Origin of the sequence: Actinacidiphila oryziradicis, assembly GCF_005047355.1 — a bacterium.
Taxonomy (GTDB): Bacteria; Actinomycetota; Actinomycetes; order Streptomycetales; family Streptomycetaceae; genus Actinacidiphila; species Actinacidiphila oryziradicis.
The window spans coordinates 1-19,704 of sequence record NZ_SUMC01000002.1; the positions used below are offsets into that span (position 1 = coordinate 1).

17 protein-coding genes and 1 pseudogene are annotated in these 19,704 nt (G+C 69.6%); 5 read left to right on the forward strand and 13 right to left on the reverse strand.

Features of this window, described 5'->3' with window-relative positions:
- Positions 1 to 204: 204 nt before the first annotated feature.
- Positions 205 to 858 (reverse strand): DUF5753 domain-containing protein, encoded by a 654-nt coding sequence (locus tag FCI23_RS02270; RefSeq protein ID WP_246143289.1) that lies wholly within the window; start codon positions 856 to 858, stop codon positions 205 to 207.
- A 21-nt stretch (positions 859 to 879) separates the two neighbouring features.
- Positions 880 to 1,092 (reverse strand): annotated as a pseudogene (locus FCI23_RS62255) (helix-turn-helix domain-containing protein); the annotation flags it as partial.
- Positions 1,093 to 1,374: 282 nt separating this feature from the next.
- On the opposite strand from FCI23_RS62255, the gene FCI23_RS02275 reads away from it, so the two are divergent.
- Positions 1,375 to 1,818, forward strand: coding sequence for an ATP-binding protein (locus tag FCI23_RS02275; RefSeq protein ID WP_246143222.1), 444 nt, complete (start codon positions 1,375 to 1,377; stop codon positions 1,816 to 1,818).
- 66 nt (positions 1,819 to 1,884) lie between these two features.
- Positions 1,885 to 2,133 (forward strand): hypothetical protein, encoded by a 249-nt coding sequence (locus tag FCI23_RS02280; RefSeq protein ID WP_136721731.1) that lies wholly within the window; start codon positions 1,885 to 1,887, stop codon positions 2,131 to 2,133.
- 68 nt (positions 2,134 to 2,201) lie between these two features.
- Here FCI23_RS02280 and FCI23_RS02285 read toward each other — a convergent pair whose 3' ends face one another.
- Positions 2,202 to 3,350 (reverse strand): methyltransferase domain-containing protein, encoded by a 1,149-nt coding sequence (locus tag FCI23_RS02285; protein WP_322973789.1) that lies wholly within the window; start codon positions 3,348 to 3,350, stop codon positions 2,202 to 2,204.
- Positions 3,351 to 4,044: 694 nt separating this feature from the next.
- On the opposite strand from FCI23_RS02285, the gene FCI23_RS02290 reads away from it, so the two are divergent.
- Entirely contained in the window at positions 4,045 to 7,020 is a 2,976-nt protein-coding gene (locus tag FCI23_RS02290; RefSeq protein WP_136721732.1) for a hypothetical protein, read from the forward strand.
- A gap of 146 nt (positions 7,021 to 7,166) precedes the next feature.
- Here the strand turns inward: FCI23_RS02290 and FCI23_RS02295 are convergent, their stop codons facing one another.
- From FCI23_RS02295 to FCI23_RS02330, 8 genes are all read right to left on the reverse strand, one after another.
- Positions 7,167 to 8,156, reverse strand: coding sequence for a malate dehydrogenase (locus FCI23_RS02295; RefSeq protein ID WP_136721733.1), 990 nt, complete (start codon positions 8,154 to 8,156; stop codon positions 7,167 to 7,169).
- Between the two features lie 188 nt (positions 8,157 to 8,344).
- Positions 8,345 to 9,271, reverse strand: a complete 927-nt coding sequence (locus tag FCI23_RS02300) for a helix-turn-helix domain-containing protein (RefSeq protein ID WP_136721734.1) — start codon at positions 9,269 to 9,271, stop codon at positions 8,345 to 8,347.
- Positions 9,272 to 9,419: 148 nt separating this feature from the next.
- Entirely contained in the window at positions 9,420 to 10,256 is an 837-nt protein-coding gene (locus FCI23_RS02305; RefSeq protein WP_169316663.1) for a helix-turn-helix domain-containing protein, read from the reverse strand.
- Between the two features lie 517 nt (positions 10,257 to 10,773).
- Positions 10,774 to 11,490 carry a response regulator gene (locus FCI23_RS02310; RefSeq protein WP_246143223.1) on the reverse strand — a complete coding sequence of 239 codons (717 nt, stop codon included), beginning with the start codon at positions 11,488 to 11,490 and terminating at the stop codon, positions 10,774 to 10,776.
- 79 nt (positions 11,491 to 11,569) lie between these two features.
- Positions 11,570 to 12,760, reverse strand: a complete 1,191-nt coding sequence (locus FCI23_RS02315; RefSeq protein WP_407645924.1) for a sensor histidine kinase — start codon at positions 12,758 to 12,760, stop codon at positions 11,570 to 11,572.
- 264 nt (positions 12,761 to 13,024) lie between these two features.
- The gene (locus tag FCI23_RS02320; protein WP_136721736.1) at positions 13,025 to 14,242 is read right to left on the reverse strand and encodes an NADP-dependent isocitrate dehydrogenase; all 1,218 of its coding nucleotides are present in this window, start codon (positions 14,240 to 14,242) and stop codon (positions 13,025 to 13,027) included.
- A gap of 118 nt (positions 14,243 to 14,360) precedes the next feature.
- Entirely contained in the window at positions 14,361 to 14,804 is a 444-nt protein-coding gene (locus FCI23_RS02325) for a DUF3017 domain-containing protein (protein ID WP_136721737.1), read from the reverse strand.
- A 23-nt stretch (positions 14,805 to 14,827) separates the two neighbouring features.
- Positions 14,828 to 15,709 (reverse strand): bifunctional methylenetetrahydrofolate dehydrogenase/methenyltetrahydrofolate cyclohydrolase, encoded by an 882-nt coding sequence (locus tag FCI23_RS02330; RefSeq protein ID WP_136721738.1) that lies wholly within the window; start codon positions 15,707 to 15,709, stop codon positions 14,828 to 14,830.
- Between the two features lie 126 nt (positions 15,710 to 15,835).
- On the opposite strand from FCI23_RS02330, the gene FCI23_RS02335 reads away from it, so the two are divergent.
- The gene (locus FCI23_RS02335) at positions 15,836 to 16,429 is read left to right on the forward strand and encodes an RDD family protein (RefSeq protein ID WP_246143225.1); all 594 of its coding nucleotides are present in this window, start codon (positions 15,836 to 15,838) and stop codon (positions 16,427 to 16,429) included.
- Between the two features lie 73 nt (positions 16,430 to 16,502).
- Here the strand turns inward: FCI23_RS02335 and purH are convergent, their stop codons facing one another.
- Complete coding sequence (gene purH, locus FCI23_RS02340) at positions 16,503 to 18,062, reverse strand: bifunctional phosphoribosylaminoimidazolecarboxamide formyltransferase/IMP cyclohydrolase (RefSeq protein ID WP_136721740.1); 1,560 nt, start codon at positions 18,060 to 18,062, stop codon at positions 16,503 to 16,505.
- The gene (gene purN, locus FCI23_RS02345) at positions 18,059 to 18,682 is read right to left on the reverse strand and encodes a phosphoribosylglycinamide formyltransferase (protein WP_136721741.1); all 624 of its coding nucleotides are present in this window, start codon (positions 18,680 to 18,682) and stop codon (positions 18,059 to 18,061) included. The genes purH and purN overlap by 4 nt, the downstream gene beginning before the upstream one ends.
- A gap of 185 nt (positions 18,683 to 18,867) precedes the next feature.
- On the opposite strand from purN, the gene FCI23_RS02350 reads away from it, so the two are divergent.
- Positions 18,868 to 19,626, forward strand: coding sequence for a hypothetical protein (locus FCI23_RS02350; protein ID WP_136721742.1), 759 nt, complete (start codon positions 18,868 to 18,870; stop codon positions 19,624 to 19,626).
- The last annotated feature ends 78 nt before the right edge of the window (positions 19,627 to 19,704 follow it).

Genomic DNA, 19,704 nt, shown 5'->3' on the forward strand with positions numbered 1-19,704 from the left:
GGAAACCCCGGCCAGTTCGGCAACATCCTTGCGCCGCCGCCCCTCACCCGACCACAGCACGATCCGCGCTCGCGTCGCCACGACAGCCGGCACGTCGCGACTGTTCACCAACTCCCGCAACTCAGCGGTCTGTTCCACAGAGAGCTCCATGCCAGAACCAACGAGCCCCATCGATCAAAGTAACGACTGCAGGATCACGAGACACTAGAGGGTGTAGAGGACGTACTGGATCAGGCCAAGCGAGTCTCGTGAGTCGTGGCTGACCGGCGTGACCTTGGTGTCCACCGGCGGGAGTGCGGCCGCCGACAGCCGGTCGAATTGCCGTCGGTACTTGGAGATCGAGTCAGCGGCGTGTAGGTACATCGACTCGGCAGGGTGCTCCACGAGCACCGTCTCAAGTGCTCCCGCATGCGAGGAGAGAAAACAGAACGGCGTGTTCAAGGCTGAGACTCCATCAGCGGTGAACGGCAGGATCTGGATGGCCACGTTCGGGAGATCGGCCAGTTCGACGAGCCGGAGTAGCTGCTTGCGCATCGCCGCCGCGCCGCCGAACCGCATGTGCAACGCGGCTTCGTGGATGACTGCGTGGACCTCGGGCGGGTCCTCGTCGGCGAGGATCGCCTGTCGGTCCATCCTGAAGGCGACCGCCGTCTCGACCTCCTCCCGCGTAGTCACCGTGTCACTGGCCCGGAAGATAGCGCGCGTGTAGTGCTCCAGCTGGAACAGACCGGGGATGAACAGCGACTCAAAGGAGCGCAGGCCGGTCGCCTGCGATTCGAACTCCGCCAAATCCAGTGTCGATGGCGAGAGCTTGCCCTTGTAGCCGCTCCACCAGCCCTTCCCGGTGCTCTCGGACATACTCACCAGGGCGTCGACAAGGGTTGAACTAGTGCACCCGTACGAAGCGCAGAGCTTACGTAGCCGAGCCGAGGCGATGGCGGTGCGACCACTCTCGACATGTGTGAGGTGCACGCGACCCATGTCGATGAAGGCCCCGCCGTCACTTACCGTCAAACCCGCTTTTTCGCGCAGCTTTCTTAGCTCTGCGCCGAGTCGACGTTGCCGTTCGGTGGTTGTGGTTCGCAGTGCCAACGCGGTCTCTCCTCAAGGCTCGGCTCACAGTGTGCCCCTGGTCGAGCAGCAGGGTCTATCGAATCTCGCGACTAGGTTGAACATGTAACCCCTCTTCATCTACCGTAAGTGTTGCTTCCGTTACAGAGGAGCGTCGACGGCTCGCTGTCAACGTGTCTTCCCCGTTGCGGAAGTGCACCGCCCGATCCATGCCGCATGCCTCCCGGGCTGCGGTATGCCCGCAGGGGCGGCGAGCCACCGCCTCCACCCGCCCGCCTCAACCTTTCCGTGCAGGAGGTCAGGATGACGCACCATCCCCGGCCGCTCAGCAGCCGCCTTGAGCTGGCCTGTGAGCCCAACGCCGTGGCGTGGGCCAGACACCACACCACCGACGTCCTACGGAGATGGCGGCTGCCGTCCGAGGTGATCGAGGTCGCCCGGCTGCTGGTCTCGGAACTCAGTACCAACGCCATCAGGCATGTTCAGCCGCCGACCGCCCCGCCCTGGGAAATCCGGCTGCCAGTGGGCCGGTTCGTCCTCACGCTCACGTACTGCGTCGGCCGGCTCGTCATCGAGGTCTACGACCACGACCGCTGCCCGCCTGTCGCCAAGTCGGCCGACGACAATGCCGAGAGCGGCCGGGGACTTCTCCTCGTCCAGTCCATGAGTACGCGCTGGGGCTACATGTACCCCCACCCCGACTTCCGGCAAGGTTGTCTGGTGCGAACTGACCATCCCTCCGGCTGATGCTCTGGCCCAGGCTGCGGTCCGGCATCCCCGGCAGTCCACCGTAGGCACGGCGGAGTCGCGGCTATGACCGGACGGCGCGGCCGCACAGCGCGATGTCCAGTTCCTCGGTCACCTGCTTGCCGGATTCAAGAGGCTGCGAAGCCCGATGCCTGGGAGAACAGGCTGCTCGACGGCGTACGCATACTGGGACCGGACGAGACCACCGTCGCGGGCCACGGCTTCCTACCGGAGGACTCCGAGGCGAACAGCTACTACGAAGCCACCCCGCTCCGGCACCAGCCCTGGAGCGAGGACGAGGACGTAGCCGAGTGAGGCAGAGGTTCAGCGGAACGCGCGCTGGGCCTCCCCGACGTGGCAGGCGGCGGCATAGCGCCAGGGCGTCAGCCCGCCAGCGGGATGTGACCCGGCTCCTGCGCCGGCCACTGCGGGCCGGTGGCCGCGTCACGGCACCATACGTACTGTCGGTCCGGCTCCACGGTCATGCCAAAGTCGTACAGCTCCGGCTTGCCCTCGGCCAACCACCGGTCCCACGCCCGCTCCAGCTCATCGGCCAGGCGGCGCGGGCCGCCCTGGTGTGCGACGGTACGGCCGCCGCCGAGGGCGGAGAGCGTCGCCCACGACGAGGCGCCGTCATGGAGCCAGGCGGACAGGCCGTCATCGTCTGCTGCCGTCATAATGTGCACGTCGGACAGCGCGACCCGCAGCGCGAACCGCAGGTGCGGGTCATCGCGCAGCGACCACAGTTCCCGCGTGACCGGCCGCTCGTCCTGGGCCGGGCCGCCGCCGCGCACCTGCCGGAAGTCCCGGCCGGGGTCAGTGCCACGGGCGGGCATGAACTGGGCGAGGCCCTGTACCCAGCCGGTCGCTGACCGGCCGTCCTTGGCGACGGTGAGGGCCACATGTCCCAGCCGACCCCACGGGGTGACGATCCGGCCGCCCGGACGCGTCTGGGTCACCCAGGACCAAGGAACTTGTTCGACGGCGTAGGTGGAGATCACCCGGTCGTACGGCGCGCTCTGCGACCAGCCCGCGTCCCCGTCGGCCACCTCGACGGCCGCTCCCGCGTGCGCCGCGTCCAGACGCTTTTGGGCACGCACGGCCAGCTCCGGATCCAGCTCCACGCTGGTCACCCGTCCCGGGCCCGCCCGCGAGGCCAGCAGGGCGGCGTTCCACCCCGTGCCTGCACCCAGCTCCAGAACGCGCTGGCCGGGCTCCAGGGTGAGGGAGTCGAGCATGTCCACCACTACGGCCTGGCATGACAGGCTGGAGGAAGCCCTGCCGTCGGTGACCTGAGTGACGGTCGCCTCGTCGGGTCCGGCGTACACCTCAGCGGCCCACCGCTCGGCGTCGGCGTCGCGGTCCACCGGCACGTAGGCGTGGCCGTCCCAGCGCCACAGTCGGTCGGGGGCGAACAGATGACGGGGCAGGGCATCGATCGCCGGGCGGATCCAGGGGGATTCGGCGGGCCAGTCGCCACGCCGTTCCATGTCGGCCGCCAGGCGCCGACGCTGCTCACCGAATTGACCCACGGCTCCTACTTCTTGTGCTTGCCGCCCGACGGGGGTGGCGGCGGTACCTGTCCGTCCGCGTTCCCGGGCGGCGGTTCGCCTTGCCCGGGATCTGGTGGCGGCTTTTCGTGTTCACCCATGGTGCCCCTTTTGTAAGTCGTCGGAGGGGCGAGTCCATGGTGACGCACGATCAGACCGCCGGGAAGATGGCGCAGGTCGGACGCAGGGGAGCGCGAGACTCATGTCGCGCGCCCCAACCGCCCCTGGGTGTCCGTGGTGCGGGGCGGCCGCCCCTCGTCGAGTTCGTTCGGTGGCATCGTTACCGAGGTGGCACAGCCCGCCCCCGCCCCCGCGCGGCTGGGCCGTCCGGGGCGGGAGGATCACGTTCAAGCAGAGCTGTTGACGGCGTTCGTCAACGTCACCACTCCCACCGAGCGGTGCTGGTGGTCGAGGAGACCGGGGACGTGGAGAAGGGCACCGGCACTGACCCAGTTTCCGCACCCACAACCAAAGTTCATGGTCTTGACAAACATCGGACCTCGTCGCAGGATCATGGATCCTATAGGAAGTGGTGTGCTTCCCCGTGGGGGTCGGTACCGCGTCCGGTAGTCCCATCCTGACGCGGCGACTGGGTCCGAGCTCGTAGCGCACGACGTTGGCCGCCGCGAAACCCGAGAGGCACCCGCCGATGAGGCATGCCCGGAGAACAAAACTCATGTCTGTTCTCGCCGCTGTGACGGCGGCCGTATTCGGAACCGGAGGCCTGGTTGCTCTTGCGCCGGCGGCGTCGGCGAGCGTACAGGTCACGCTGTACGCATCTCCGGCGGCGACCGCGACCAGCGGCTGCACCCTCAGCGCACCGTGCAGCCTGGACGGCGCCCAGGCGGTGGTCCGGGGCCTGACCGCGACCATGACCGGCGACATCGTCGTCGATCTGCGCGGTGGCGTCTACCGACGTTCGACCACCTGGTCCTTCAGCGATGCCGCGCACGACTCCGGCACGAGCGGGCACCGCGTCATCTACCAGGCCTACCCCGGCGAAACGCCCGAGGTCAGCGGCGCCCAGCAGATCACCGGCTGGACGTTGCACGACAGCGCCAAGAACATCTGGAGCGCTTCCGTCGGCACCTCACTGCACACCCGCGAGCTGTATGTCGACGGGGTCCGAGCCCAGATCGCCCGCGGGCCGTCCAACCCCTCCGGCTGGTCAGCGACCTCAAGCGGGCTTACCGCGCCCGACTCCAGCATGGCCTCTTGGCCGGACGTGGTCGGAGCCGAAGTGGTCAGCGAGAACACCTGGGTGCACAAGTCCTGCCCGATAACCGCCGCCTCGGGGACGGCGATCACCCTCGCGCAGCCGTGCTACACCAACGCCGAGTTGCCGTACAACTTCGCCAGCGGAGCCGTGGTCAACCAGTATCCGTACAACGTGTCATGGGTGCAGAACGCCTACGAACTACTCTCCAACCCCGGCCAGTTCTATCTCAACTCCGGCACAGGCACGCTCTACTACGTCCCGCGCCCGGGTGAGAACCTGGCCAGTGCGGACGTCGAAGCACCGACTGTGCAGACCTTGGTCAGCGGAAGCGGCACCGGCACCTCACCGTTGTCGAACCTCACCTTCAGCGGCCTGACCTTCGAGCACGCCACCTGGCTGGTACCGGGTACGTCGGAGGGATACGCCGAAGGGCAAGCCGGCTGGCGCATCACCGGCAGCGGCATGACCCAGGTGCCGATGAGCGACTTGACCCGCACACCTGGCAACGTCACGTTTGACCACGACAGCAACCTCGTCTTCTCCGGCGACACCTTCACCCATCTGGCCACCGTCGGGCTCGAACTCGGCCGCGGCAGCAAGAACGACACGGTGATCGGCTCGCGGTTCACCGACACCGGCGGTAACGCGGTGCAGATCGGCAGCGTCGACACGCCCGACCGCACGGCAGCCACCGGCGATCAGGTCACCGGCAACACCGTGACCGACAACGCCATCACGTTCGCCGGACAGGTCTATCGCAGCGCCGTCGGGGTGTTCGTCGGTTACACCACTGGCACCACAATCAGCCACAACGCCATCGGGCAGCTGCCCTACACCGCGATCAGCGTCAACCTCGGCTGGGAAGGAACTTCCTACAGCGGAGGGGCAACCGTCACCTACAACGAGATCTTCCAGGACATGCGGGTACTCGACGACGGTGGCGCTCTCTACACCCAGATGCCCATGAGCAGCCCGTCCGTGATGAAGTACAACTGGCTGCACGACGAGGATTACACCGGCGGAGCCCCGCTGTACCTCGACTCGACCGCCGGCAACTGGACGGTGCAGTACAACGTGCTCCAGACCGGCTCGGAGGCATCCCGCAACATCCAGAACTGCTGTGGCGTGCCGGCCAAGAACAACACCGTGCAGTTCAATTACAGCAACGGCTCCGGAACGCTGCACGGCACACCCGACCCGTCGAACACTGTAAATAACAACTACGACAGCCTGACCAGCTTCCCGGTGGATGCGCAGACCATCATGGCCGGAGCCGGGCTCGAGCCGGCCTACGCCGGATTGCTCACCGGGCGCACGATCAACGACAATGCCCGCAGCCTGAGTTACAGCGGCCCCGGCTGGGCTTACTCGAACAACCGCGGCTACGGCGACTTCGACGACGATGTGCACTACAGCTACTCCGCCGGAGCGACAGTACAGTTCTCGTTCTACGGCAGCGGGGTCTCCTGGCTGGCCCAGCGCAGCGGCCAGACCGGACCGGTCAAGGTCTACGTCGACGGCGTGGACCAAGGCACGGTCACGCCGGTGACCAGTGCGGCGCCGTACCCAACCCAGCAGGTCGACTACCGGATCAGCGGATTGGCGCCGGCATGGCACACCCTGAAGATCGTCAATAGCAGCAACAGCCTGGTCACGATCGACGCCTTCACGACCGAAACCGGGTGGTCGGCCTCCAACGACACCGCGACGGCGGTGACGTATGCCGGCAGCGGCTGGAACTACTCTTCCGGACGGGGTTACGGCGACTACGGGGACGATGTGCACTACAGCTCCTCCGCAGGCGCATCGGCGACATTCTCATTCACCGGCAGTGGGGTGTCCTGGCTGGCGCAGCGCAGCGATCACACGGGACCGGTCGAGGTCTACGTCGACGGCGTGGACGAAGGCACCGTGACGCCCGTGACGGCGGCGGCGCCGTTCCCGACCCAGCAGGTGGATTACAGCATCACCGGCCTCGTTCCGGGCTCGCACACGCTTCGGATCGTGAACAACGCCGCCAGCCTGCTCACCGTCGACGCGTTCGTCGTAGAGGCCGATCGCCAAGTCACCAACGACACCGGCTTGAAGGTCAGTTACACCGGCAGCGGCTGGGCCTATTCCAGCTCGCGGGGCTACGGAGATTACGCCGACGACGTGCATTACACGTCCACGTCCGGATCCGCCGTCAGCTTCGCCTTCAACGGCACGAGTGCCTCCTGGTTGGCGCAGCGCAACTCAAGCAGCGGCCCTGTCGAGATCTATGTCGACGGCATTGACCAAGGTGCCTCGACGCCCCCAACCAGCGGCTCGCCGTATCCGGTCAGGCAGGTGAACTACCAGATCACCGGTCTGGCCGCCGGGTATCACCGGGTGAAGATCGTGAACAACAGTGCGGCCCTGCTGGTCGTGGACGCGTTTACGTCGCGGTACTGACGCCGTCACCATGGCCGGGCTGCCCTTGACCGACGGCAGCCCGGCCATGGTGTCGACCGGTCGCCCGCTCCCCCCGCCCCGGGAGGCTGAGCCGTCCGGGGCGGGGGGCGAACCACGGGCGCCGGACGGGGTCCGGCGGTGAAAACTCAGATGAGGCCGAGCTCGCGCACCGCGTCGCGCTCGTCGGCGAGCTCCTGGACGGACGCGTCGATGCGGGAACGCGAGAAGTCGTTGATGTCCAGGCCCTGGACGATCTCGAACTTGCCATCCTTGGCGGTGACCGGGAAGGAGGAGATGAGGCCTTCGGGGACCCCGTAGGAGCCGTCGGAGACGATACCGGCGGAGGTCCAGTCGCCGTCGGGGGTGCCGTTGACCCAGGTGAAGACGTGGTCGATGGCGGCGTTGGCGGCGGAGGCGGCGGAGGAGGCGCCACGGGCGGCGATGATGGCGGCGCCGCGCTTGGCGACGGTGGGGATGAAGTCCTCGGCGAGCCACTTCTCGTCGTTGACGACCTCGGCGGCGTTCTTGCCGGCGACCTCGGCGTGGAAGATGTCGGGGTACTGGGTGGCGGAGTGGTTGCCCCAGATGGTGAGGCGGCGGATCTCGGTGAGCGGGGCACCGGTCTTCTTCGCGAGCTGGCTGAGCGCGCGGTTGTGGTCCAGACGGGTCATCGCGGTGAAGCGCGAGGCCGGGACGTCGGGGGCGGAGGCCCGGGCGATGAGGGCGTTGGTGTTGGCCGGGTTGCCGACGACGAGGATCTTGATGTCGTCGGCGGCGTTGTCGTTGATGGCCTTGCCCTGCGGGCCGAAGATGCCGCCGTTGGCGGCCAGGAGGTCGCCGCGCTCCATGCCGGCGGTGCGCGGGCGGGCGCCCACGAGCAGGCCGACGTTGGCGCCGGAGAAGGCGACATTCGGGTCGTCGGTGATGTCGATGCCCTGGAGGAGCGGGAACGCGCAGTCGTCGAGCTCCATGGCGGTGCCCTCGGCCGCCTTGAGGGCCGGTGTGATCTCCAGGAGGCGAAGCTTGACCGGCACGTCCGCGCCGAGGAGCTGCCCCGAGGCGATGCGGAAGAGCAGCGCGTAGCCGATCTGACCGGCCGCTCCGGTGACGGTGACGTTGACGGGGGTGCGAGTCATTGCCTTCTCCTGGCCTTGTCCTGCTGGATCCCTGGCCGCCCCGGCAGCGTCCCATGTGCTCCGGAACGTGGATCTCTCGGCGTCAAGAGACCCAGGCCAGGCTATACCGCTTGGGGCCGAGCGCACGCCCCGGCCCCGTGTGGCCCGGCTCACCAACGCGCGCGGCGGCCGGGCCTGCCCCAGGACGGCTACCGCGGTGAGGTGGTGGCACCCGGCGCGGTGCAGCCCTTCACGCCGCCGCTGAGCACGGCGCAGGCCTTGCCCTGGCCGGGGGCGGTGACGGCGAGCATCGGCGTATAGGTGGCGGCGTCATTGCCGATACGGCTCTGCTGGGTGCGCCGCGCCGTCTTGACGCTGACCCGGTCGCCGGAGGCGGCGGCCGATATGCGGGCCCAGACGGCGTCACAGACGTCGCTGTAGCGCATCTCCACATACGAGCCGCCGACCCAGGTGGCCGCGGCCGTGGTGGCGTTGTCGCCGCCGCAGCCCATTGCTTCGGGGTCCTTGCCCGCACAGCCGGCGCCGGTGCATTTGACGCCGTCGGGGGTGACGCCGAGCGCATGTTGGGCGGGGGCGGACGGGGAGGCGGAAGGGGCCGGGGAGGAGGGGGACGGCCCGGCGATCTCGGTGTGGTGGCCGATGCCGGGAAAGGGCAGCAGGACGACGGCGAGGGCGCCGAGGACAACGACTGCGGCGCCGAGGACCAGGAGCGGGCCGCGGCGGCGGCGCCCGGTTGTGGCCGGGCGGGGCTCGTCGGCCAGCTGCGGCGGCGGCCCGAATTCGCCGAGGGCGGCACGGGCCTCGGCGACGGCGGCGGCCTCCATGGTGATGTCGCGGCGGCCCTCGGAGCGGCTCCAGGCGCGTTCGGTGAGCTCCCACATGGTGGTGAGGTGGCCGGGTTCGGCCCCGGTGACGTCGGCGAGTGCGACGACGGCGTGACGCGGCGGCAGGAGCCTGCCGTTTAGGTAGCGCTCCCATGAGGTGCGGCTGTAGCCGGTCGCGTCGGCGAGCGCGGACACGCTCAGGCCGCTGCGCTCGACCTGGCGCCGTAACTGGGTGGTGAACTCCTTCACCTGTGGGTCGAGATCCTCCGCCAGTGGCCGCCAACGGGCCATTGTTTCCCCCTTGTTCCCTCTTGATCCCCGGTTACTGCCAAAGATCGTGTTTTCTGGATATCTGGCTACCCAGAGGGAGGGCCGAAGCACGGCCACCGGTTCCCGGGAAGGGGGCGCACGGGAGCACTGGCGGCCGGGCCGCGCACCGCTAAGCGCCGATGCAGACGCCCAGGATGATCAGGCCCAGGCAGAGGCGGCCACCCTTGGAGGCGGAGGGGCTGGGCGACGGCGATGACGGCACCGTGCTCGTGGTGGGCGCGGGGGCCGTCGTGGGGGCCGTCGTAGCCGTGGGGCTCGTCCCGCCCGTGGTCGTCCCGGCCGTCCCGGACGGCGCGGTGGCAGCGCCCGTGCCTGCGCCCCGCTCCCCCGCCGTGGCGGCGCCCGACGCCATGACCTCCGGCTCCACCGCGCCGCCGACGGCTCCCCCGGCGCCCGCGACCGCCCCCGGGTTCACGGTGCCGGCCGACGCACCCGGCAGGCCCGGAACGCCCGCAGGCCCCGAGGCGGACCGCGAGGTCCCGTCACCCGGGCCGGCCACCCGCTCCGGGGCGGCCGCCGTGCTGCCGAGCACGACGATCAGCGCGATCGCGGCAGCGGCCGCCAGCAGGCCGACCGCGACGACCAGCGGGCCCCCGCGCCCCGGCCGCCCGGCCGGTGCGGCGGCGGGCAGCCCCTCCTCCGGCGCCAGCGGATCGAGCGGATCCGGGACGGGCGTACCGGAACCCCCGCCGGCCCGGGCCAGCTCCCACAGGGCGCCCAGCCGCTCGTAATCGGCACCGCTGAGCTGTCCGAGCACTTCGACCGCGTCACGCGGCGGCACCTTCAGCCCATTGAGGTACTGCGCCCAGGACTCGGTACTCTGCCCCGATCGCGCCGCCAGCGCGGGCACAGTCAGCCCGCTGCGGTCCTTCATCCTGCGCAGCTGTACGGCGAGCCGGCGCGCGTCAGCCGTCATGGTGTCCGGCAATGGCTCCCACCGCGTCATTTCGTCCCCCTCACAGCCACACCGTACGGTCGCACAGCAGACCGAATCCCGGATTCCGACAGATCGGCCGGAATCGTACCCTCCGGGTCCCCTCCCGCGTCCCATCCGGTCCCCGTTCCGCCAAGTCCCGTCAAGTCCCGCCAAAGTCCCGCCAAGTCCCGTCCCAACCCGTCCCCGCACGGCCCGCACCCGCCGAGGACCGCACTGCTGACAGCGCGGTCCGTCCCAGAGCGTCCCAGGCCCGCCGTACGGCCTTACGCGTTCGGCGAAGCTCGGTCCTGTCAGCGCAACTCGGGCCGCCCCAGGGGGAGAACCACGGGGGACGGCGGTTCGCTCGCCGAGTTCGACCAGGCTCAGCCCGGTCCGGTCCTTCAACCTCCGCAACTGCTCGACCAGATGCCGCACTTCCGGCGGCAGGGTGTCGGGCAGGGCCTGCCAACGTGCCACGGTCGCTCCCCCTCGCGCCGTATGCGACGAGGTCCGACCGGGCCCGGTTCCCCCTGTGCTCCGCGCGCCGTTACGCGCCACCGGCGCGCGGGGTGACCAAGCCCGACTCATAGGCGAGGACGACCGCCTGGGCACGGCTGCCCAGGTCCAGCTTGGTCATCGTCCGGTTGAGATGGGTCTTCACCGTCGCCTCACTGATGAAGAGCCTGTCGGCGATCTCCGTATTGGACAGCCCCCTGGCGATGAGCCGCAGCACCTCGACCTCACGGGCCGTGAGCGCGTCCAGATCCGCCGGAGTGTCCGCGGACGACTCGACACCGCGCGTATAGGCCTCGATCAGCCGGCGGGTCACGCTCGGCGCGAAGAGCATGTCTCCCCCGGCGACGGCCGCGACGGCCGCCAGCAGCCGCTCCGGGCCCGCGTCCTTCAGCAGGAACCCGGACGCCCCCGCGCGCAGCGCCGCGTACACGTACTCGTCCAGGTCGAAGGTGGTCAGCACCAGGACCCGGGGCAGCGGCAAGGGCTGCCGGTCGCGGGCCTGCTCCAGGATCCGCTCGGTCGCGCTCACGCCGCTCATACCCGGCATACGGATGTCCATGAGGATCACGTCCGGGCGTGTCGTCGCCGCCCGCTCGACCGCTTCCGCACCGTCGGCCGCCTCTCCGACGACTTCGATGTCCGGTGCGGCCCGCAGCAGTGCCACGAGTCCGGCCCGGATGAGGAACTGGTCGTCGACGACGAGCACCCTGGTCAGTTCTTCCCCCTCAGGCCGTGTCCGGCCGGTCATGAACGGCCCTTTCGCCGCCGCTCCCGCGTCACCGGACGACGCCCTGAGCGGTCGGAGACCGCACAGGCGTGTCTGCCTCCTATACCGGCTCGCGCCCGGCCGGGGCCGAGGTGGGGAGGGTCAGCCGTACCGAGAATCCGCCCTCGGCCCGCGGTCCGATCACCACGGTCCCGCCGTAGAGCCTGGCGCGCTCCCGCATCCCAATCAAGCCGTGTCCCCCGGACGGCGCGATTGTGGCCTGAACCGTACGGTCGCCGTCGTCCATGACGCGCACCGTGAGCTGGTGCGGCTCGTACTCCACCAGCACCTCCGCCCGCGCCGCCGGGGCGTGCTTCAGCACATTGGTCAGCGCCTCCTGCACTATCCGGTACGCGCACAGCTCCACGCCCGGCGCCAGCGGCCGCGGCTCCCCCACGACCCGGAGCTCCACCGGCACTCCCGCACCGCGCACCCGGTCCGCCACATCGCCGAGCCGCTCCAGGCGCGGCATCGGAGCGTACGACTCCGGCTCCGCAGGGCTCGCGCGGAGCACCAGCAGCATCCGGCGCATCTCCTCCAGTGCCTCACGCGTGGTGTCGGAAATGGTCCGCAACGCGTCGCGTGCGGTCTCCGGATCGGTCGTGAAGACATAACCGGCCATCCCCGCCTGCACCGAGATCACCGACATGTGGTGCGCGACCACATCATGCAGCTCCCGCGCTATCCGCCCCTTCTCCTCCGCGACCGCCCGCTGTTCCCGCTCCTCCTGCTCACGCCGCAACTGCTCGGTGAGCGCCGCCAGTTGGTCATTACGCTCCACCGACACCCGGGCAGCGACCCCGAACCGGCACATGACCAGGGTGAACACCACGCTCTGCGCCAGCACCGTGGCCATCGAGCTTTCCTCGGCCATGAGCCCCGCGAACACCCAGACCCCGCTCACCAGCAAGGCACATCCCGCCGCGACCCGTACCGGCCGCAGCGAGGCCACGGTGTACAGCGCGAGCAGTGGCGCGAGGCAGTTCACCACCGGCCAGTACCCGGCCGCGATGAACCAGACCCACCCGGCGCAGACGAAGACGCACACCGCGACAGGGGCGTGGCGGCGTGCCACGACCGGCAGGTTGACCAGGCAGGTCAGCAGATACCCGGGCCCGTCCAGCGCCGCCCAGCTGTTCACCGGCGGCGGCTCATGGCCGAGCAGCGCACTCACCACGGCGAACGACAGCGCCGTCGTCACGTCCATGACCAGCGGGTGCGGTCTCCCCAGCTTCCTCGCCAGCTTCCACATCGGCGCAGCGTAGCCCTCCCGGACGGCCCCGTCGTCAGCGAACGGCAGGCCTTCCGCCGTACCGCCGAAGTTGTACGGAACCACTGCCCTACCTCACTGGTTACAGCGAAACGTCAACCCCGCACAGGACGCCTGGGTCCCCTCCGCACCCGTAACTTCTGAGGCATCACGACCGGGGGGAACCACAGCAGGGGGGAACACGGAAAAACGGCGGCCCGTCCTCCCCGGGGGAGGGGACGGGCCGCCGCCACGTGGGGGCTGCCGTCAGGCGGCGAGCTTCTTGCGGAGGTTCTCGTCGATGGCGGCGAGGAAGTCCTCCGTGGTCAGCCACGGCGTGTCCGCCGAGATCAGCAGAGCGAGGTCCTTGGTCATCTGGCCGGACTCGACGGTCTCGACGCAGACCTGCTCCAGGGTCTCGGCGAAGCGGGTGACCTCGGGGGTGTTGTCGAGATTGCCGCGGTGGGCGAGGCCACGGGTCCACGCGAAGATCGAGGCGATCGGGTTGGTGGAGGTGGGCTTGCCCTGCTGGTGTTGGCGGTAGTGGCGGGTGACCGTGCCGTGCGCGGCCTCGGCCTCGACGGTCCTGCCGTCGGGGGTCATGAGGACGGACGTCATCAGGCCGAGCGAGCCGAAGCCCTGCGCGACGATGTCGGACTGGACGTCGCCGTCGTAGTTCTTGCAGGCCCAGACGTAGCCGCCCTCCCACTTGAGCGCCGCGGCGACCATGTCGTCGATGAGGCGGTGCTCGTAGGTGATGCCGGCGTGTCGGAAGTCGGCGGCGAACTCGGCGTCGAAGACTTCCTGGAAGATGTCCTTGAAGCGGCCGTCGTACTTCTTGAGGATCGTGTTCTTGGTGGACAGGTAGACCGGATAGCCGCGGGTCAGGCCGTAGCGGAGCGAGGCGCGCGCGAAGTCGCGGATCGACTCGTCCAGGTTGTACATCGACAGGGCGACACCGGAGCCCGGGAACTCGTACACCTCGAGCTCGAGCGGCTCGGAGCCGTCCTTGGGGGTGAAGGCCATGGTGAGGGTGCCCGGGCCGGGGACCTTCAGATCAGTGGCGCGGTACTGGTCGCCGAAGGCGTGACGGCCGACGACGATCGGCTTGGTCCAGCCGGGGACGAGCCGCGGGACGTTCTCGATGATGATCGGCTCGCGGAAGATCACACCGCCGAGGATGTTGCGGATGGTGCCGTTGGGAGAGCGGTACATCTCCTTCAGGCCGAACTCCTCGACCCGGGCCTCGTCCGGCGTGATCGTCGCGCACTTGACGCCGACGCCGTACTCCTTGATCGCATTGGCCGCGTCAATGGTGACCTGGTCGCCCGTGGCATCGCGGTGCTCGATGCCGAGGTCGTAGTACTTCAGCTCGACGTCGAGGTACGGCAGGATCAGCTTGTCCTTGATGAACTGCCAGATGATGCGGGTCATCTCGTCGCCGTCGAGCTCGACGACGGGGTTGGCTACCTTGATCTTGGCCATGGGAGTAGTTCGTCCCTCTCGCGGTACTTTCCGGCGGATTCCGATGTATCCCTATGTAAAGTTACTCGGCGTCCGGCGTTGAGCCGTGTTCCCGGGGCGAAATCCTGAGGGGCGGGTCTTACCGCACGGTGAAGCGCATCACATGAGCCAGGAACGGGATCTCCACGATCGGATTCGGCTGAGCCATCAGCGCCAGCAGCGCGATCGCGGCGCCCAGCGCCCCGTATGTGATCACGTCGGTGAAGCGGCTCCGTACCGCCAGCATCCCCACCGACGGCACCAGCCAGCGCAGCCCCGCTCCCACCAGCAGCGATACGCCGATGAGCACGATCCCGGCGCGGTATACGTCGGCCGCTGTGATCACCAGGCCGATCACCACGCCGCCCAGCACCACCAGGATCGGCCACTGCCGGTACGGCGCCGGGGCATCCCGGGCGGCCGCCCGGCCGCCGCCCTCGGGGCGCGCGGTGGTCCGGGTGATGGACGGGAAGCGCCGCGTGCGGGCTTTCGGCCGGGTGCCGTGCTTGGGCCGGCTGCCGTTCGGTGCCGTTGCACCACGCATGGTGGGTACCGCCCCTTCCGTTGTCAGCTGCCGGAGCCGGTGCCGGCCGTGGAGAGCTCCACGGCCTCCGCGGCGCCCACCACATTGCCCAGCAGCATCGCCCGCGTCATCGGGCCGACGCCGCCGGGGTTCGGGGAGATCCAGGCGGCGACCTCGGCCACGCCCGGGTGGACGTCGCCGACGATCTTGCCGTCCTCGTCACGGCTGACGCCGACATCGAGAACGGCGGCGCCCGGTTTGACGTCCTCCGGCTTGACGATGTGCGGGGAGCCGGCCGCGGCGACGATGATGTCCGCCTGGCGCAGCAGCGCGCCGAGGTCCCGGGTGCCGGTGTGGGTCAGGGTCACAGTGGCGTTCTCGGAGCGCCGGGTGAGCAGCAGGCCGATGGAGCGGCCGACGGTGATGCCGCGGCCGACGACGACCACATGTGCGCCCCTGGTGGCGACACCATGGCGGCGGAGCAGCTCAAGGATGCCGTTGGGGGTACAGGGCAGCGGTCCCGGCTGGTTCAGGACCAGCCGGCCGAGGCTCATCGGGGCGAGGCCGTCGGCGTCCTTGGCCGGGTCGATCAGCTCCAGGACGCGGTTGGTGTCGATGCCTTTGGGGAGCGGCAGCTGCACGATGTAACCGGTGCAGGCCGGATCCTCGTTGAGCTCGTGGACGACTGCCTCGATCTCCTCCTGGGTGGCGGTGTCGGGGAGTTCACGCTGAATGGAGGCGATGCCGACCTGCGCGCAGTCCCGGTGCTTTCCTGCCACGTACCAGCGGCTGCCCGGGTCGTCGCCGACCAGGATCGTGCCAAGACCCGGGGTGATGCCCCGTGCTTTGAGCGCTTCGACGCGTACGGCGAGTTCGGACTTGATCGCGGCGGCAGTGGCCTTGCCATCGAGAATCTGGGCGGTCATGGGCCCATCCTCTCAGGTCTGCGCCAGAGCGTTATACGCCGCTGCTGGACAGCGGGTGAGCATGGCCACGACGATATGCCTTTGACGTCCCCATTAATGCGATCATCCGCTCGGAGGAAGAGCCACGTGAGCTACCCGCCCCCCGGCCCCAACGACCACTACGGTCAGAACCCGTACGGTCAGAACCCCTACGGCCAGCCGCCGCAGCAGCCCCAGCAGCCGGGCTACGGCTACCCGCAGGGCGCCCCGCAGCCCGGCTACGACCCGAACGCCGCCGGATACGGCTACCCGCAGCAGCCCGGCTACCCGGGTCCCGGCTACGGCGGGCCGGTCCTCGCGGGCTGGTGGCAGCGGTTCGGGGCGAGGCTGCTCGACTCACTGGTATACCTTCTGCCCGGGTACATCGTGGTCATCATCGGCAGCGTGACCAAGACCGGTGCCCTCAGCGCACTCGGTTTCCTGGTCGTCATCGCCGGTTTTGTGTTCATGGCCTACCAGAAGGGCAGCCGCGGCCAGTCGATCGGCCAGAAGGCCGCGGGCGTCCGCCTGGCCCGCGAGGCCGACGGCCAGAACGTGGGCTTCGGGCTGGCCTTCGGGCGCGAGCTGCTGCACGTCATCGACAATCTCGCCTGCTACGTCGGCTGGCTGCTGCCGGCGTGGACCAGCAAGAAGCAGACCATAGCGGACATGATCCTCAATACCCTCGTCGTCAAGGTCTGACGCACCGGCACAAGTGAGAACGGGCGCGTTCACCCCACACACGGTGGGGTGAACGCGCCCGTTCTCGTCCCGCTCAGTGGAAGAAGTGCCGCGTCCCGGTGAGGTACATCGTCACGCCCGCCTTCTGCGCCGCCTCGATCACGACCTCGTCACGCACCGAACCGCCCGGCTGCGCCACCGCCTTGACCCCGGCCTCGAGCAGCACCTCCAGCCCGTCAGGGAAGGGGAAGAACGCGTCCGACGCGGCGTACGATCCGACCGCCCGCTCCGCGCCCGCGCGCTGCACGGCGAGCCTCGCGGAATCGACCCGGTTGACCTGGCCCATGCCGACGCCGACTGTGGCGCCGTCCTTCGCCAGCAGGATCGCGTTGGACTTCACCGACCGCGACGCCTTCCAGGCGAAGGCCAGTTCGCGCAGCCCCGCCTCGTCCAGCGGCTCGCCGGACACCAGCGTCCAGGTGGCCGGGTCGTCGCCCTCGGCCTGGAGCCGGTCCTTGACCTGGAGCAGCAGCCCGCCCTCGACCGGCCTGAACTCCTTGACCTCGCACGGCTCACCGGCCGCGCGCAGCACCCGGATGTTCTTCTTGCGGGCCAGCACCTCGACCGCGCCGTCCTCGTACGCCGGGGCCACGATCACCTCGGTGAAGATCTCCGCGACCTGCTCGGCGAGCGTCACACTCACCGGCCGGTTGACGGCGATGACCCCGCCGTACGCGGATACCGGATCGCAGGCGTGTGCCTTGCGGTGCGCCTCGGCGACATCCGCGCCGATCCCGATGCCGCACGGGTTGGCGTGCTTGATGATCGCCACCGTCGGTTCGGCGTGGTCGTACGCCGCCCGGCGCGCGGCCTCGGTGTCGACGTAGTTGTTGTACGACATCTCCTTGCCGTGCAGCTGCTCGGCGTGCGCCAGGCCCCAGCCGCGCCCGTCGGTGTAGAGGGCGGCGCCCTGGTGCGGGTTCTCGCCGTACCGCAGTACGTTCTTGCGCTCGTAGGTCGCGCCGAGGAACTCGGGGAAGCCCGAGTCGTCGGCGGCGGCGTAGCCCTCGGCGAACCAGTTCGCCACCGCGACGTCGTACGAGGCGGTGTGCTGGAACGCCTCGCCCGCGAGCCGCTTACGGCCGGCCAGGTCGAAGCCACCGTCCTTGGCCGCGGCGAGGACGTCGGCGTAGCGGGCGGGGCTGGTGACGACGGCCACGGACGGATGGTTCTTGGCGGCGGCGCGGACCATCGACGGGCCGCCGATGTCGATCTGCTCGACGCACTCGTCGGGCGTCGCGCCCGAGGCGACGGTCTCCCGGAAGGGGTAGAGGTTCACGACGACCAGTTCGAACGGCTCGATGCCGAGCTCGGCCAGCTGCCGCTGGTGGTCCTCCAGACGCAGGTCGGCGAGGATGCCGGCGTGCAGCTTGGGGTGCAGGGTCTTGACCCTGCCGTCGAGGCACTCGGGGAATCCGGTGACGTCCTGGACCGGGATGACCGGCACACCGGCGGCGGAGATCCGCGCGGCGGTCGAGCCGGTCGAGACCAGTTCGACGCCCGCCTCGTGCAGCCCGCGTGCCAGCTCCTCGAGCCCGGTCTTGTCGTACACACTCACCAGTGCCCGGCGGAACGGCCGCTTGGTGTCACTCATGACGGAATCGTCACCTTTCGTCCCTCGATGCGATAGCCGTCGCGGGCAAGGCGACCCACGACGTCGACGAGCAGCCCGCGCTCGACTTCCTTGATGCGCTCATGGAGCGCTTCCTCCGTGTCCTCCGGCAGGACCGCCACCGCCGCCTGGGCGATGATCGGGCCGGTGTCGATGCCGTCGTCGACGAAGTGGACCGTGCAGCCGGTGACCTTCACCCCGTACCCGAGCGCCTCGCGCACCCCGTGCGCACCGGGGAAGCTCGGCAGCAGCGCGGGGTGAGTATTGACGATCCGTCCGCCGAAGCGGGCCAGGAACTCCTTGCCGAGGATCTTCATGAAGCCCGCCGACACAACGAGATCCGGCTCGTACGCGGCCGTGGCCGCCGCCAGCGCGCTGTCCCACTCCTCACGGCTGCCGTGGTCCTGCACCCTGACCACGAACGTCGGCAGACCCGCCCGCCGCGCACGCTCCAGCCCCGCGATGCCGTCACGGTCGGCGCCGACAGCGATGACGCGGGCGCCGTAGCCGGGATCGGCGGCGATGGCGTCGAGCAGCGCTTGCAGGTTCGTACCCGAGCCGGACACTAGGACGACGAGGCGGGCAGGGCGGGCGGCAGCCACGGGTGGGGCTCTCAATCGGATTTGGAGGTTCGTACGACCCGGGGCACTCTGGGAAACCAGGGAACCCTACGAGGCCGTCGGCCGTCAGCAACGATACCGGCACTCAGCGCGGCCCCCATGGGACGGGGGAGCGTGCGGAGGGTAGCGTCTCCCGGGAAACCACACGAGGAGTCGACGTCAAGGGGATGACGGAAGCAACCATGATTATGGCCACCGCGCTGCGTGAGCGGCGTTCCCCGGAACGGGACAACCCCTTCGCCCCGCCCCCGGAGGACGCGCCTGAGCAGCCGTGGCAGCCACGGCAGCCCGATGATTCGAACAGCTCGGACGACTCAGGCGGCCCGGACAAACCGGGTGGCTCGGGCGGCTCTCAAGGCGGCGCCCCGGATGACGCGGGCCGGCCGCGTTGGGGCAGCCAATGGAGCTCCCAGCAGCCCGGCCGCCAAGGCGGCGACCTCGGCGGCCGTCCCGCGGGCCCCCGCCCCGGCCCGCCCGGCGCCCCCCGCTTCGACCCCACCGACCCGGCCCAGCGCCGTGCCCGCTACGCGCTGCTCTGCGGCATGTGGGCGCTCTTCGCCGCCCTCCTCAACTGGACCCCCATCTCTCTCCTGCTCGCCGCCCTGGCTCTCTACTGGGGCATCAGCTCCCTCCGCATGAAGCCCGAGGAGCGCGCCGCAGCCCGCGCCGCGGCGGCCGCGGCCCTCTCCATCCCCGAGCCGCCCCGGCCCTCCGGCGACGAAAAGCCCCAGCGCACCGCCGCCGTCAGCGGCATCGTCACCAGCGGCATCGCCCTCGCCCTGATCGCCTCCGCCTTCACCGCCCACCTCGTCTACGACGACTACTACACCTGCACCCGCGACGCCCTCACCTCGGCCTCCCACGACGCCTGCGCCGACCTCCTCCCCAAGCACCTCCGCCCCTTCCTCGGCGCCAACAACACGTGACGGCGTTGCCCTCGCCGGGCTGGCCGGTGCGGCGCCGGGTGCCCCGGTGCCGGGGTTGCCGCTCCTCCCCCAGCTAGC

Bases quoted from the DNA above. Each gene is read 5' to 3' on its own strand.
- FCI23_RS02330 (WP_136721738.1), bottom strand. From the start codon at position 15,709: ATGACCGCCCAGATTCTCGATGGCAAGGCCACTGCCGCCGCGATCAAG.
- FCI23_RS02325 (WP_136721737.1), bottom strand. From the start codon at position 14,804: ATGCGTGGTGCAACGGCACCGAACGGCAGCCGGCCCAAGCACGGCACC.
- FCI23_RS02315 (WP_407645924.1), bottom strand. From the start codon at position 12,760: ATGTGGAAGCTGGCGAGGAAGCTGGGGAGACCGCACCCGCTGGTCATG.
- FCI23_RS02295 (WP_136721733.1), bottom strand. From the start codon at position 8,156: ATGACTCGCACCCCCGTCAACGTCACCGTCACCGGAGCGGCCGGTCAG.
- FCI23_RS02305 (WP_169316663.1), bottom strand. From the start codon at position 10,256: ATGACGCGGTGGGAGCCATTGCCGGACACCATGACGGCTGACGCGCGC.
- FCI23_RS02350 (WP_136721742.1), top strand. From the start codon at position 18,868: ATGACGGAAGCAACCATGATTATGGCCACCGCGCTGCGTGAGCGGCGT.
- purH (WP_136721740.1), bottom strand. From the start codon at position 18,062: ATGAGTGACACCAAGCGGCCGTTCCGCCGGGCACTGGTGAGTGTGTAC.
- FCI23_RS02290 (WP_136721732.1), top strand. From the start codon at position 4,045: ATGTCTGTTCTCGCCGCTGTGACGGCGGCCGTATTCGGAACCGGAGGC.
- FCI23_RS02300 (WP_136721734.1), bottom strand. From the start codon at position 9,271: ATGGCCCGTTGGCGGCCACTGGCGGAGGATCTCGACCCACAGGTGAAG.
- FCI23_RS02275 (WP_246143222.1), top strand. From the start codon at position 1,375: ATGACGCACCATCCCCGGCCGCTCAGCAGCCGCCTTGAGCTGGCCTGT.
- FCI23_RS02320 (WP_136721736.1), bottom strand. From the start codon at position 14,242: ATGGCCAAGATCAAGGTAGCCAACCCCGTCGTCGAGCTCGACGGCGAC.
- FCI23_RS02270 (WP_246143289.1), bottom strand. From the start codon at position 858: ATGTCCGAGAGCACCGGGAAGGGCTGGTGGAGCGGCTACAAGGGCAAG.
- FCI23_RS02310 (WP_246143223.1), bottom strand. From the start codon at position 11,490: ATGACCGGCCGGACACGGCCTGAGGGGGAAGAACTGACCAGGGTGCTC.
- FCI23_RS02280 (WP_136721731.1), top strand. From the start codon at position 1,885: ATGACCGGACGGCGCGGCCGCACAGCGCGATGTCCAGTTCCTCGGTCA.